We start from the raw sequence: 13,736 nt of genomic DNA, 5'->3' as shown, positions 1-13,736 counted from the left end.
GGCGGCGTTGACCTGCGTGGGGCAGGGACGCGGGCTGCTCCGTGGCGCCTCGCGGGCGGCGGCGGGCGGCCCGGTCAGTCGCCCGGTCGTTTCCCGGAGGCCGGCAGGTGCAGGCGTTGCCGGATGAACCGTACGGCCGCCTCCGCGTCGTCGACCGTGACGGTGAAGGTGCGGCCGTCGCCGAGGCGCAGGAGCATGCCCTCACCCTTGCGGACCACGACGGCGGTGCCCTGTTCGGGACGCCAGCGGTAGCCCCAGCCGCCCCAGTGGCGCGGATTGATCCGGGGGACGAATTCCGCTCCGGTCACATGGCTGAGGAGGATCCGGCGGCGCGGCAGGCCGGCGTGGCCGCAACGCACCTCCAGGCTGTCCCCGTCGACCTTGACGGCCACATGGACGAAGGCGAGCGTTCCGAAGAGGATCAGCAGCCCGGCGGCGAGGCAGCCGATCACCGACATGAGCAGCGGGGCGATGCCCGAGGTCCAGGCGCCGTCGACGGCCAGCTCGATGCCGAGGGCCACACAGCCCGCGCCCGCGAGGGCCAGCAGCCACTGGATGCGGTTGGTGGCGCGGCCGTTCCACTCCGTGGGCGGCACCTGGCTCGACCCGTGGCTCGCACTCTCGGGGAGGTCCGTCATGTTCAGCAGCGTAGCCGCGTTCCGGGCTCCCGGCCGGGGCTGCGGGGGCCGATCGGGCTACCCGCTCCCGGCGGACCGGGCGCTCCCGGCGGGCCGGTTCAGCGGACGGGTGCCGCGACGGCCAGCATCCGGCCCTCGGCGTAGGTGAGCGCGGCCTCCGGGAGGACGGTGGGCCGGCCTGCCCGGAGCACGGTGAGCGTGCCGGAGGGCTCGGCCGTCGGGGCGGGATCCGCTCCGATCCGGCGCAGCGCCTGGGCCGCGACCGCTCCGGCGGACCCGTGCAGGGCGAGCGGCGGGCGGCCGGGGCGCTGCACGGCCTCGCGGATTCGGGCCGCGACCAGCTCGTAGTGGGTGCAGCCGAGGACGACGGCCCGCACGTCGGCCGGGGTGAGGGCGGCGGCCGCCGCGACGGCCCGGTCGATCCCGCCCTCGTCGCCGTGCTCCAAGGCGTCGGCGAGCCCGGGGCACGGGACCTCGGTGACGTCCGCGGTCCCGCCGAATTCACCGATCAGCCCGCGCTGGTAGGGGCTGCCGGTGGTGGCCGGGGTGGCCCAGATGGCGACGGAGCCGCCGCCCGCCGCGGCCGGCTTGATCGCGGGGACCGTGCCGATGACCGGCAGCGCGGGCTCCAGTTCGGCGCGGAGCGCCGGCAGGGCGTGGACGGAGGCGGTGTTGCAGGCGACGATCAGCGCGTCCGGCCGGTGGGCGGCAGCGGCGCGGGCGACGTCCAGGGCGAGCGCGGTGATGTCCTCGGGGGTGCGGGGCCCCCAGGGCATGGAGCCGGGGTCCGAGGAGAGGACGAGTTCGGCGTCGGGCCGCAGGCGGCGTACCGCGGCCGCTGCCGCCAGCAGGCCGATTCCGGAGTCCATGAGCGCGATCTTCACCCGGTCACCCTAGCCGACAGCCCTTGCGGACCGGGCTCAGTGGGGCAGACTTCGGCGGATGAGCGCCGTTGCCTGGATCGCCGTGGGTTCACTGATCGCGTGGGTGTGGCTGCTGCTGGGGCAGGGCTTCTACTGGCGGACGGACCAGCGGCTCCCCCGGCGCACCGACCCGGCGCGCTGGCCGTCGGTGGCGGTGGTGGTGCCGGCCCGCGACGAGGCGGAGATGCTGCCGGTGAGCCTGCCGTCACTGCTGGTCCAGGACTATCCGGGGGACGTCCGGATCATCCTCGTCGACGACTGCAGCAGCGACGGCACCGGGCAGTTGGCCCGGGACCTGGCGGCCCGGCACGGCGGGTTCCCGCTGACCGTGGTGACGCCCGGGGAGCCGGAGGAGGGCTGGACGGGCAAGCTCTGGGCCCTGCGGCACGGAATCGCGGTGGCCCGGCGGGACAAGCCGGACTTCCTGCTGCTGACCGACGCGGACATCGCGCACGAGCCGGACAGCCTGCGCGATCTGGTGGCCGCGGCCGGCTCCGGGGGTGAGGGCGGCTTCGACCTCGTGTCGCAGATGGCGCGGCTGCGGGTGGAGAGCGTCTGGGAACGTCTGGTGGTGCCGGCGTTCGTCTACTTCTTCGGGCAGCTCTACCCGTTCCGCCGGGTGAACCGGGCCCGGTCGCGGACGGCTGCCGCGGCGGGAGGCTGCGTCCTGCTGCGCACCGGGGCCGCCGAGCGGGCGCGGATCCCGGACTCGATCCGGCAGGCGGTGATCGACGACGTGTCGCTGGCGCGGGAGGTACGGCGCAGCGGCGGCCGGATCTGGCTGGGGCTCGCGGACCGGGTGGACAGCGTGCGGCCGTATCCGCGGCTGGCGGATCTGTGGCGGATGGTCGCGCGCAGCGCGTACGCCCAACTGCGGCACAGTCCGCTGCTGCTGGCGGGGACGGTCCCGGGGCTGCTGCTCGTCTATGTGGCGCCGCCCGCGACGCTGGCGGTGGGGCTGCTCACGGGTGACGGGGCGGCGGCCTGGGCGGGCGGCGCGGCGTGGGCGGTGATGACGGCGACGTATCTGCCGATGCTGGCGTACTACCGCCAGTCGCTGTGGCTGGGCCCGCTGCTGCCGCTGACGGCGGTGCTGTACCTGCTGATGACGGTGGACTCGGCGGTGCAGCACTACCGGGGGCGGGGCGCGGCCTGGAAGGGACGTACGTACGCGCGCCCGGAGGCCGCGCCCGAGCGGTGACGCCGCCAGGAGGCGGGCGGGCGGTCCGGGCGGGCGCGGTCGGGGCGGGTCACTTGCGGCCGGGTGTCCAGTTCATTCCCCAGCCATAGGCCGCGTCGATGGTCCGCTGCGGGCTCACGCCCCGGTCCGGGACCAGATAACGGGCCTCGCGCTGCACGGTGAGGTCGCCGCCGTCGTTGGTGATCAGGGCCAGGGCGCAGACGGTGGAGGGCACGGTGCACTCGTCGAGGGAGAAGTCGATGGCCGCGCCGTTCTGCGGCTGGAGGGTGACCGTGGCGTGGAGATCGGCGAAGCTCCGGGCGCCCTCGTAGATGGTGACGAAGATCAGTACGCGCCGCAGCAGGTCCTTGTGGTCGAGGTTGATGGTCATGTTCTCGCCGCTGGAGAGCGCGCCGGTGCGGTCGTCGCCGTCGAGATGGATGAAGGGCGGCCTGTTCAGTGAGCCGAACGCGTTCCCGAGGGACTGCACGACTCCCTTCCGGCCGTCGGCGAGTTCGTACAGTGCGCAGAGGTCGAGGTCGAGATCGGCGTGCATGGCGACGGCCCGGCCGATTTTGGCTCCCCAGCCCTTGAACTGTTTGCGCACTTCCCAGTTGAGGTTGACGCGCAGCGCGCCGGAGGTGCCGCCCTGTTTGGCGAGCGAGACGGACGGCGCGCTCTTCGTCAGCGTGACCTTGGTCAGCCGTACGGGCGCTGCGGCGGGAGGGGCCACGGGGGCGACAGGCGCGGGGAGCGGCGGCGGGACGGGTGCGGCGGGCGGGGCGGGCGGTGAGGGGGCCGGGGCAGCGGGGCTGGGCCTCGACGGGGCCGCCTGGGCCTGTGGGGCGGGCGGGACGGGTGCGGCGGGCGGGGCCTGGTGCGGTTCGTCCACGGAGATGCCGAAGTCGGTCGCCAGGCCTTCGAGGCCGGTGCTGTAGCCCTGTCCGACCGCGCGGAACTTCCAGGCACCCTGTCGCCGGTACAGCTCGCCGAGGATGAAGGCGGTCTCGACCGTGGCGTCCGTGCTGTCGAAGCGGGCCAGCTCCGCGCCGCTCGCCTCGTCGGTGACCCGCACGTACAGTCCGCTCACCCGGCCGAAGGTCCCGCCGTCCGCCGAGGCGGCGACGACGATGCGCTCGATCACGGGCTCGACCTTGCCGAAGTCCACGACAAGGGTGTCGGTGACACGGTCGGATGCGGTCCGCTTGCCCTCGTGCCGGACCGCGCCGGACGCGTGGGCCGGCTGGTTGTAGAAGACGAAGTCCGCGTCGCTGCGGACCTTGCCCGCCACCAGCAGGAGAGCCGAGGCGTCGACGTCCGGAGCGCCCGGTGCGGTCTGCCGGCCCAGTTCGACGCGCACGGCGCCGGCCGGCACCGCAACGTTGGTTCCCTTGTGCATGGTCATGCTCGCCCCCATCACGAATCCGGCTGCCCGCAGGCTTTCCCCCACAACCTAACGGCCGGTGGCGGGAAAGCCTTCGAGCGCCCGCGGCCGGGGCGGACGAGGCCCCGGCAGTCCGCGCCGGGGCGTGTTGGAGAGTCGTACCCCGTCGTCGGTCGTGACGACGGTAGTGGCCGGCAGGAACCTTGCTCACTCTCATCGATCGTGGCTGGATCGAGATGCGACGAGTCGCCCCGTGGACGTCTCCGTAGTCGGCCGGGGGCCGTGGGGAGGAGCTGCTGTGACAGACCGTCGTGGCAGCAGTGGTCCTAGAGCCAGTGCCCGCCTGCTACCTGGATGACCTGGCCGGTGATCCACCGGGCCTGGTGCGAGGCGAGGAAGACGCAGGCGTCCGCGATGTCGGCCGGATCTCCGACCCGCCGCATGGGAATGCTGGGAACGACCTTGCTGATGAGTTCGTCGTCCATCCAGCCGGTCTGGATCGGTCCTGGGGCAACGGCGTTGACGCGGATTCGGGGCCCGAGGTCGACTGCGGCGCCCCTGGTCAGGGATTCGAGCGCTGCTTTCGACATCCCGTAGGAAACCTGGTTGGGGAAGCCTCGGGCGGCGTCGGTGGAGATGTTGACGACCTGGGCAGAGTTGGCCGGAGCGTTCTCGGGGAGGCGCCTGGACAGTTCTGCGATGAGCAGGGCGGGAGCCATGGTGTTGACCCGGAGGGTCTGCTCCATGCCGGTCTCGTCGATGGCGCCGAAGGTATCCGCCTCGTTGGCCAGCGCGGCATTGTTGATCAGTACGTCCACGGGGCCGACTTGATTCTCCACCGTGTCCATCAGCCTGACCGCGGCCCCGGGTGTGAGGAAGTCCTCGGCGATGCCGATCGCGTCAGGGAGAGACGAGACGAAGGCATGGGGATCGGTTGCCGTGAGTCCGTGAGGTCCTGCGGATGTCTCGCCGGGTGCGTAGTGGACGACGACGCGTGCGCCTTGTTCGGCGAAGGCCCGCGAGATGGCTGCACCGATGTTGGTCGCACCGCCGGTGACCAGAATGGTCTTCTGCGAGAGTCCTGGATCGATCATAGTCGGGCATGCTAGACGCGGGCTCTTCCTCCCGACCTCCGGGCCGGTCCGGGCCGGCCGGGCACCGGCGGTGGTCGGCTCAACGCTGTATCAGCGATCCCGGACAGACATTCAGTGGAACCAGACGACAAGGCGTACGTTCTCGGCTCCGTGGACTTCGCCGAGGATGCGCATGACGCTCCAGACTCGGCCCCAGTCGGTGTCTATCCCTGCGGCTGACGCGCGGGTTCTTGTGCCTGAGGCGTCGGTCTGCCGCCAGTCCGTGGTGTCCACCTCGGCCCAGGTCAGCCAGGTGGTCCCGTACACATCGTCGGGGCCGCCGTAGCCGGCGAACACACCTCGTAGCCCATCCGAGGCGTCGTCCGGGAAACCACGATCTTCCGCCAGGGGACGGAAGCCGAAGGAATTCCGGACTCCGAAGAGGCAGGCCAGGCCGTCGTAGGCGTTGCCCCTGTTGAGGAGGAAGAGATCGATGCCGACCTCCCACACGGAGTCCTCGTCGTCGGGGCCCCATATGCGGGCCCCCGGTCGGCATTCGACCATTCCGCTGACATCGGTCGACATGGATCGATCCTGCCTGTGCAGGTCAGGTGACAGCATCTCCTTTTCCCGCGAGTGCGAGTGCGGGTGGGGTTCGGGACACGAAGACCTCCGTGCGGTGAGGATTCGACACCTTCACCGCACGGAGGTCTTCGCCATGGTCAAGCGCGGCCCGTGCCGGCGACGCGCTCGTGATCAATACACCTAGGGCGTGGTGCGCGGAGGGCCATCACGGTCCGGAGCGGCGCCCGCGAGGGCGGCCTCGCGGGGTGTGTCCTGCGTCGCCGGGACGGAGCCCTGGACGGCGCCGCTGTGCGCGCTCCACGCCTCCAGGGCGGTGCGGCAGGCGTGGTCCACGTGGCGCAGCCGGGAGAGGTCGAGCTCCACCGGCCGGTCCTTCGGCAGGGCCTCCAGGGTGTCGAGGATCAGGGGCAGGCGCAGGAAGGTGGCGCTGCCGCTGAGGGAGACCGTGGTGCGGTCGTCCTGCTCGTCGATGTCGAGGCGGACGGCGGAGGTCTCCCAGGCCGTCTTGATCACGGCCAGCCCGATGCCGAGCAGCACACCCATGAACATGTCCGTGAAGACGATCGCCAGCGCGGTCACCACCAGGACCACGGCCTCGCCCCGGTGTTCACGCCAGAGCGGGCGGATGGTCGCGACGGGGATGAGCTTGGCGCCGGCGTGGACGAGGATCCCGGCGAGGGCGGCCACGGGGATCAGGCCGAGTACGGCGGGAAACAGGGCCGCGAACAGCAGCAGCCACGCTCCATGCATGATGCGGGAGCCCTTGGTGAGTGCACCTGCCTGCACGTTGGCTGCACTGCGCACGATGACGGCGGTCATGGGCAGTGCGCCGACGAGGCCGCAGATGGTGTTGCCCGTTCCCTGGGCGATGAGTTCCTTGTTGTACTGCGTGCGCGGCCCGTCGTGCATCCGGTCCACGGCCGCGGCGCTGAAGAGGGATTCGGCCGAGGCGATGAGCGTGAAGGCGAGGATGACGCCCAGGAGGCTGACGTCGGCCAGGAGACCGAAGTCGTCCAGGCCCGTCAGTCGCAGTGAGTCGATCAGCCCCTGGACCTTGATGGGGGCGACGGGCAGGTCGAACACCGCCACCGCCGCGGTGGCCAGCCCCACGGCCACCAGCGGCCCGGGGAGCATCTGGGGCAGGCGTCCGGGAAGCCGCTTCCAGAGGATCAGCACGACGATGGTGCCGACGCCGATCGCGGTGGAGGAGATCGCCGCGGATCCGGTGATCTGCGTGAACAGCTCCGGCAGCCCGGCCAGGTTGTCGAGGCCGTTCCCCGGGGCGCTGGCCCCGGCCATGGCGTAGAGCTGGCTGCCGATCAGGACGAGACCGATGCCGGCGAGCATGCCGTGCACGACTGCGGTCGATATGGCGCGGAACCACCGGCCGAAGCCGATCAGGCCGAGTCCGACCTGGAGGAGACCGGTGGACAGGACGAGGACGCCGAGCGCCGCGACGCCGTGGGTGGTGACCGCCTCGTACACCAGGACGGTGAGCCCGGCGGCCGGGCCGCTGACCTGGAGCGAACTGCCCGGCATCGCGCCGGCGATCAGGCCGCCGACGATGCCGGTGACCAGGCCCAGTTCGGCGGGGACGCCGGAGGCGACCGCGATGCCGACGCACAGGGGCACGGCGACGAGGAACACCACGATCGAGGCGAGGATGTCGCGGGACACGACGTCCGGGCGTAACCGGAGTGGAGACGACATGAGAGCTTCAGCTCCTAGGGGAGTGGGGGGAGACAGCAGGTGGCGGCGGGAGCGGCCCGCCTGTTCACCGGTGGGTCGCTGTCACAGGGAGGAGAAGGTTCCGGTGGAGGGCCGGTGGGCCTGCACGGCGCCGGTGTGGACCTCGTAGTACCAGGCGTGCAGACCGAGTCGGCCCTCGCGGACGGCCCGGCTCACGCACGGGTAGTCGCGCAACGCGTCCAGTTGCGCGACCGCATGGCGCTGTACGGGCTGTTCGCAGTCGGGGCCGAACTCGTCGGGATCCTGTGGACCGCCCGTCGGGGCGCATCTGCCGAGCCATCCGCGTACCGCCGGCAGGGTCCGCAGGTCGTCGCCCCTGGCGAGGGCTCCCACGGCGCCGCAGTGGGAGTGCCCGCAGAGGATGATGTCGGACACCTCCAGCACGCAGACGGCATACTCGATCGTCGCCATCTCGCTGGTGGGCGCGTCCGGATCGTAGGGCGGGACGATGTTTCCGGCCGTACGCATCTCGAAGAGCTCGCCGGGGCCGGAGTCGGTCAGCAGGGTGGGGACCACCCGGGAGTCGGAGCAGGTGATGAACATGGCGGAGGGCTTCTGGCCGCCCTCGAAGCTCTGGAGATCACGGCCCACTCCACCGCAGCGGGAGCGGAAGGTGCGGGCGTGGTCGATGAGTTGTCGCACAGGAGTGTCCTCCATACGGAAGCGGCGTGGGGCTCTTCACGCGGGGCGGGTTCTCACCCCGCCCACGACCGGGCTTGCGCGGCACACGGGTGGACCGGGTACCACGTGGGTCAGGTGCGGGTGCTCGCGTCGCAGGGCAGGCGGGGGGTTCGCCTCCGTGTCTGCTGGTCCGGTGTGGCGGCGGCGCCCTGTTCCCGGGCGGGGCCGCGGCGACCGTCTGCGCCGCTCACGGGCCTCGCGTCACCGATGACCCGTAACGAGGATTCTCGGGGCGGGCGATGAGGTGGCGGTGAGACGGCGGTGAGACTGTTCTCATCGGGTACGGCGGTGTGCCTACGCCGCCCCACCCAAGCCGCCCGCCCCGGTGGGGCAGTGTGTGTACGCCGCCCTCCGAAGCCGCCCGCCCCGGTGGTCAGGCCCGGAGCCGGTAGCCGACGCCCCGCACGGTCTGGACCCGGTCGGCGCCGATCTTGCGCCGCAGATAGCGGATGTAGACGTCGACGATGTTCGAGCCCGGGTCGTAGTCGAACCCCCATACCTGGCTGAGCAGCTGCTCCCGGGACAGCACCCGGTCGGGGTTGCGCATCAGGATCTCGGCGAGGGCGAACTCACGGGCGGACAGGTCGGAGACGCGCTCACCCACCTGCGCCCGGCGGGTGCGCAGGTCGAGGATCAGATCGCCCACCCGCAGCAGAAAGTTCTCCGGCGGCTCCTCACGGCGCAGACGCAGCCGTACGCGGGCCAGTAACTCGTCGAAGGCGAAGGGTTTGACCATGTAGTCGTCGGCGCCGCTCTCCAGCCCGGCCACGATGTCGCTCACGCTGTCGCGCGCGGTGAGGATGACGACGGGCAGGGCGATGCGAGCCTTCCGCAGCTTGCGCAGCACCGTCAGCCCGTCGTCGCCGGGCAGGCCGAGGTCGAGGATCAGGAGGTCGAAGTCCCGGCCGCGGGCGTGCTCGTAGGCGGAGACGCCGTCGGCGACGACCCGGGTGACGTACCCGCTACGGCGCAGGCCTTTTTCGACGAAGGCGGCAATTCTTTCCTCGTCCTCGGCTATCAAGATCCTGCTCACCATAGGTTCCTTCCGTCGTGGGGTGCAGTGCGGGAAGGTCGATGACGAATCTCGCGCCGCCCCCTGGGGCCTCCTCGACGTGGGCGACACCGTCGTGTGCCTGGGCGATCTCGCGGACCAGCGCGAGTCCGAGTCCGATGCCGGGAGCGGCCCGGCCGGGTACCGCGGTGCCCCCCTGGTAGAAGCACTGGAAGATCCGTTCGCGGTCCTCCGGGGCCACGCCGGGCCCGGTGTCCGCCACCCACAGCAGTGCCCGGCCGCGCCACAGGCGTGACCCGATCTCGATGGCGTCCCCTTCTCCGGTGTGGCCGACCGCGTTGGCAGCGAGCTGCATCAGTGCCTGGGTGACCCGCTGTTCGTCCAGGTGCACGCTGACGTCGGCGACCTCGGCCACCGTCCAGCGCCTGCGCCCCAGCGCCTGGGCCTTGGCGGCCGTGTCGACCACCAGGTCGGTCAGACTGGCCTGGCCGAGGGTGAGGAAGTCGGGGCGCTCGGCCCGGGCGAGGAGGAGCAGGTCCTCCACGATCCTTCGCATCCGGTCGAGTTCGTCGAAGAGCAGGGCCCTGGTCTGGCCGCGCCGGCTGTCGGGGTCCTCGTCCATCAGCTCCAGATGTCCGCGCAGGACCGTGATGGGGGTCCGCAGTTCGTGGGCCACCTCGTCCAGGAACTGGCGTTGCGCGGTGAAGGCGCCCGACAGGCGGTCGAGCATGTGGTTGAACGTCTCGGCCAGTTCCGCCACGTCGTCGCTGCCCCGCACCGGCAGCCGCTGGGTGAGGTCCGTCTCGCTGATCCGCTCGGCCGTCTGCCTGACCAGCCGGATCGGGGCCAGCACCCGGCCCGCGACCAGCCAGCTCGCCAGTCCCGCGACCACCAGGGCGAAGCTTCCCGAGGCCAGCAGCAGTCGCGCCATGTGGCGTTCCTGCCGCAGCTCCCGGTCCCGGAAGGTCACCAGGACGAGCCGGGTGTCGTTGTGGTCGCCCGCCATCTGTACCGGGACGACACCGTAACGGACCGCGCCGGCCGGGGAGTCCAGCGTACGGATACGGGTGTCGGCCGTCCGCGCCATCAGGGCCACGACCTCCGGGTCACGGTCCAGGCGGGCCGGGACCATGCCGGGGCTGCGTCGGTCGGCCCGTCCGTTCACGACGCTGAAGAAGGTGGCGTTGTGCTCGGGCCGGTGGACCGCCATGAACGCCGTCAGCAGCGAGGCGCCCGTGGTGAAGCGCTCACCGGTGTACGGGTCGCGTGAGGTGCGGGCGAACGCGCGTAGCTTGTCGGCCTCGGAAAGGAGTTGCGCGTCGACCTGCCGGTCCAGCTCGGCCTGCCAGACGATCGTGATCCCGAAGGTGGGCACGGCCAGGGCAGCGCTGAGAAGCATGAGCATCCAACCGACGATCCGGGACCGGGCGCTGGTCGAGCGCCTGAGCATCAGTCGTCCCACTCGTCGTCCGTATCCCCCCGATTGCGGCCAGTTGACGCTTCCTCGTCCTTGTCGTCGCTCTCGTCCTCTTCATCCTCCGCGTCGTCCGCATCGCCCAAGCCACCCCTGGGAACACGTGAGGCCTTCTCGTCGTCACTGGTAGTCCGTGCTATCCCCTCAGCGCCACCGGTCCCGGGGACGTTACGGGAGTCGGTGCCCTTGTCGTCGGATTCGGGCGGTGGCGGGGGCGACACGGCCCGGCCGCCCGGGCAGGTGCCGGACGGACCGGGCGAGGCGGGGGAAGGTGTCGGTGTCACGGCGGGACGGCCGGGGTCGGGCGGGACGGTGGCCGAAGGCGTCGGCCCGTGCAGGAAGGGCACGACGACGACGGGCCCCATGGAGGGCGGCACATTCTGCCCGGGCCATATCCATACGACCAGTAACACCAGTGTCCCTGCTCCACATCCTGCCAGTACCGACCCCACCCCACGCCACAGCATCGGACCAGTCTGCCTTCGCGGGGTCACGTGCACGGACATGAGGAGAGCATTCTCATCTTCGGAACCCGCCGCCGTGTCCGGCACCGCACCGGCACCCCCCGAACACGCCGGTCCACCCGCTTCCATCAGGGGCTCCGCGGACGACGCGGCCGGGTGCGCGAGCCGCGACCCGGGCCGGCGCCGACGCGTATCCCGAGCAACGGAATCACGCCAAACCGGTCCCTCCGGGGCTGCTTCCAATAGTTCGACATTGCCGTTCATTGACAGTTGCTCAACCTCCCTTTTACATTCAGCGGGCAGGCCGAGGCGAAATCCATTCACCGTCGGCCCGCCTCAGGGAGTACCTTCCGCACTATCACCGGAGGACCTCATGGAACACCTGATCAAGAAGATGGCCCAGGACAACGTCTGGCAGAATTGGCTCGCCGCCAACTCGGCCCAGCAGGCCGCGAAGAACGGTTGCATCAGCGCCGCACCCAAGAACGGCTGCATCAGCGCCGCACCGAAGGCCGGCTGTATCTCCTGATCGACCACGGGGGCGCCCGGGATCAGCTCTGCAAGAACCTCCTCCCCCCACCGCAGCATGTTCCCGGGCGACCCGACTCCGTCTCCCTCATGGCCGAGGTCACTTCGGCTATGCGAAACATGAGAAGGAATTAATGAAGGGCCAGCCGACCAGCGATGTCATCGAGCATATTCGCGACATACCTATCTATCAGGAGTCCCTGGCGAAGGGCCACTTCCCCCTGCTCGACAAGCCGGAGATCGCTCGCGGGTTCCCCGACAACTGGATGACGCCCCGGCTGGCGACGGCGCTGGAGACCGGCGAGGCGGAGTTCGTGCTGTCCACCGGCACCAACCACGCCCGGATGCAGATCATCCGGCCTCCGTACTTCCTGCTGCACTCGTACTACGAGTTGTGGCGGAACCACCCGGACATCGGCGGGACCTGGGAGTCGGGCTGCCGCCGCGTCTCCCTGACCACGGTGCTCGCCACGGAACACGTGGCGCGGGTCAACGCCGCCCGACGCGGCGTGGAGCACAGGGGCATACCCATCCTGGCCGACCGCTGGCTCGACGAGCGCACCTGCTACCTCAACCTGCGGCTGGATCCGGCGCAGTGGGTCCGCAAGGACGTACTGCGGATGCTCCGCGAGATCGACCTGGCACGGAGCACACACCCACAGGGCCAGTACCACCTCGACTGCTCCGGCTACCACTTGGCGCACCTGGTACGAAAGGCGGAGGCCTGGGGCCTGCTGGGCGCGTTCCCCGCGCCGGCCAGCATCATCCACGCCTACGAGTACACCCCGCTGAACGTCAGGCGGTTCCTGCACCAGCGCTTCGCCTGCCCGGTCATCGACCTCTTCGGCAGTACGGAGTTGGGCTACCTCTACTACAGCGACCGGGAGGGCCGGTACTGGCCCCACCTGGCAGGGATGAGCGTCGAGCTCCTGCCGGTGGCCCCCGGAAGCACGATCCACCAGCTCATCGTCACCAGTGTGCGCAATCCCCACATGCCGCTCGTCCGCTATCGGTCGGGCGATTGTGTGCGCACGCTGGACGGCTCGCCCGACCCCGCGGCGATCACCCAGTTCTGCGGCCGCCAGAAGGAATTGCTGAGCACACCGAACGGCCCGGTCGCCCAGGGCGACCTCGACCGGCATATCGCGAACGCTTCCCCCCGGATCTTCCTGCACCAACTGCGCCTCCAAGGCGACGCCGACGCCACCCTGTTGTACACGACGTTCACCGACGAACCTCTCGGAGCCGCCGAGGCCACCGCGTTGCGGCAGGGCATCGGCGAACTGACCGGACGGAACTGCCGGATCGAGCACCGCACCCATATCCCCATCGGCCGCTCCGGCAAGTACTCCTGGCTCGCCGTGGACGGCGTCTGACGCGCCGCCGTCTCCGTCCTCCTCCTCCCCCCTCTCAGAAATCGGAGTGCCATGACCAGCGGACAGACACGCTCCGCCGACGACCTGAAGCGTCTTCTCGGGAACGCGCTGCACACCGAGGTGTTGCGGTATTTCTGCGACAAGGCACCTGACGCACCCCGGGAATTCGTGGAGCGTCAGGTCACGGAATGCCTGCGGTACCTCTACCTCGTCTCCCGGTACCCGGACCGGCTCAGCGGGCTCTTCCTGCCCGTCGAACAGGACATCGACGAGATATGGCACTACCTCATCCTGCAGACCCGCGAATACCGCGTGCTGTGCGAAGAGCGACTTCCCGGGCGGTTCTTCATCAACCACCGCAGCATCGCTTACGAGGACTATCAGGAGGAGCCCGGGCGCGAGCAGGCACTGGAAGAGGCATTGCGCTGGATTCCTCTGTACTGCCGAGAATTCGGGCCGTTCGACGAAGGTGCACTGCCGCACTGGACCATGGTGCGTTTCCTCCATGAGCAGATGGGCATTTCCCTCACGGACATCGCTGATCTGAAACCGATGGCCGTTGCCTGAGCAGAACCCCCTTCGCCCGTATGACGATCGGAAGCTCCCCCTTGTCGACTCGCAACAGACATCCGGTTGCCGCGGGTGAGATTCCGGAACAGCGGCGCATTC

At 70.4% G+C, this 13,736-nt stretch carries 13 protein-coding genes; 4 read left to right on the top strand and 9 right to left on the bottom strand.

Annotated features, from left to right (window positions below; translation table 11 throughout):
• Nucleotides 1-74: 74 nt before the first annotated feature.
• Complete coding sequence (locus ACIRJT_RS33760; protein WP_403916951.1) at nt 75-638, bottom strand: hypothetical protein; 564 nt, start codon at nt 636-638, stop codon at nt 75-77.
• A 98-nt stretch (nt 639-736) separates the two neighbouring features.
• On the bottom strand, nt 737-1,522 hold the full coding sequence (locus ACIRJT_RS33755) for a glutamate racemase (RefSeq protein WP_403916948.1): 786 nt from the start codon (nt 1,520-1,522) through the stop codon (nt 737-739).
• Between the two features lie 58 nt (nt 1,523-1,580).
• Here ACIRJT_RS33755 and ACIRJT_RS33750 point away from each other — a divergent pair, with 58 nt between their 5' ends.
• The gene (locus tag ACIRJT_RS33750) at nt 1,581-2,762 is read left to right on the top strand and encodes a glycosyltransferase (protein ID WP_403916945.1); all 1,182 of its coding nucleotides are present in this window, start codon (nt 1,581-1,583) and stop codon (nt 2,760-2,762) included.
• A gap of 49 nt (nt 2,763-2,811) precedes the next feature.
• Here the strand turns inward: ACIRJT_RS33750 and ACIRJT_RS33745 are convergent, their stop codons facing one another.
• From ACIRJT_RS33745 to ACIRJT_RS33715, 7 genes are all read right to left on the bottom strand, one after another.
• Nucleotides 2,812-4,158, bottom strand: a complete 1,347-nt coding sequence (locus ACIRJT_RS33745) for a TerD family protein (RefSeq protein WP_403916943.1) — start codon at nt 4,156-4,158, stop codon at nt 2,812-2,814.
• Nucleotides 4,159-4,451: 293 nt separating this feature from the next.
• A complete protein-coding gene (locus ACIRJT_RS33740) occupies nt 4,452-5,219 on the bottom strand; it encodes an SDR family NAD(P)-dependent oxidoreductase (RefSeq protein ID WP_403916941.1) in 768 nt (255 codons plus the stop codon).
• A gap of 111 nt (nt 5,220-5,330) precedes the next feature.
• Nucleotides 5,331-5,783: a hypothetical protein gene (locus ACIRJT_RS33735; protein ID WP_403916938.1), complete on the bottom strand. Its 453-nt coding sequence runs from the start codon at nt 5,781-5,783 to the stop codon at nt 5,331-5,333.
• A 180-nt stretch (nt 5,784-5,963) separates the two neighbouring features.
• The gene (locus tag ACIRJT_RS33730) at nt 5,964-7,493 is read right to left on the bottom strand and encodes a SulP family inorganic anion transporter (RefSeq protein ID WP_403916936.1); all 1,530 of its coding nucleotides are present in this window, start codon (nt 7,491-7,493) and stop codon (nt 5,964-5,966) included.
• 81 nt (nt 7,494-7,574) lie between these two features.
• On the bottom strand, nt 7,575-8,174 hold the full coding sequence (locus ACIRJT_RS33725) for a carbonic anhydrase (protein ID WP_403916933.1): 600 nt from the start codon (nt 8,172-8,174) through the stop codon (nt 7,575-7,577).
• A 412-nt stretch (nt 8,175-8,586) separates the two neighbouring features.
• Entirely contained in the window at nt 8,587-9,246 is a 660-nt protein-coding gene (locus ACIRJT_RS33720) for a response regulator transcription factor (RefSeq protein ID WP_402023352.1), read from the bottom strand.
• Nucleotides 9,176-10,675, bottom strand: coding sequence for a sensor histidine kinase (locus tag ACIRJT_RS33715; RefSeq protein ID WP_403917250.1), 1,500 nt, complete (start codon nt 10,673-10,675; stop codon nt 9,176-9,178). Before ACIRJT_RS33715 ends, ACIRJT_RS33720 begins: the two co-directional genes overlap by 71 nt.
• 861 nt (nt 10,676-11,536) lie before the next feature.
• On the opposite strand from ACIRJT_RS33715, the gene ACIRJT_RS33710 reads away from it, so the two are divergent.
• The 3 genes from ACIRJT_RS33710 (at nt 11,537) to ACIRJT_RS33700 (ending at nt 13,634) form a co-directional block, all read left to right on the top strand.
• The gene (locus tag ACIRJT_RS33710; RefSeq protein ID WP_188115030.1) at nt 11,537-11,692 is read left to right on the top strand and encodes a hypothetical protein; all 156 of its coding nucleotides are present in this window, start codon (nt 11,537-11,539) and stop codon (nt 11,690-11,692) included.
• Between the two features lie 133 nt (nt 11,693-11,825).
• The gene (locus ACIRJT_RS33705) at nt 11,826-13,067 is read left to right on the top strand and encodes a hypothetical protein (RefSeq protein ID WP_403916929.1); all 1,242 of its coding nucleotides are present in this window, start codon (nt 11,826-11,828) and stop codon (nt 13,065-13,067) included.
• A gap of 51 nt (nt 13,068-13,118) precedes the next feature.
• Nucleotides 13,119-13,634, top strand: coding sequence for a hypothetical protein (locus ACIRJT_RS33700; RefSeq protein WP_403916927.1), 516 nt, complete (start codon nt 13,119-13,121; stop codon nt 13,632-13,634).
• The last annotated feature ends 102 nt before the right edge of the window (nt 13,635-13,736 follow it).

It is taken from the genome of Streptomyces sp. NPDC102283 (assembly GCF_044766265.1).
Classification (GTDB): Bacteria; Actinomycetota; Actinomycetes; order Streptomycetales; family Streptomycetaceae; genus Streptomyces.
Note: the sequence above shows the minus strand (reverse complement) of the source record. Positions and strands in the feature narration are given on the sequence as shown.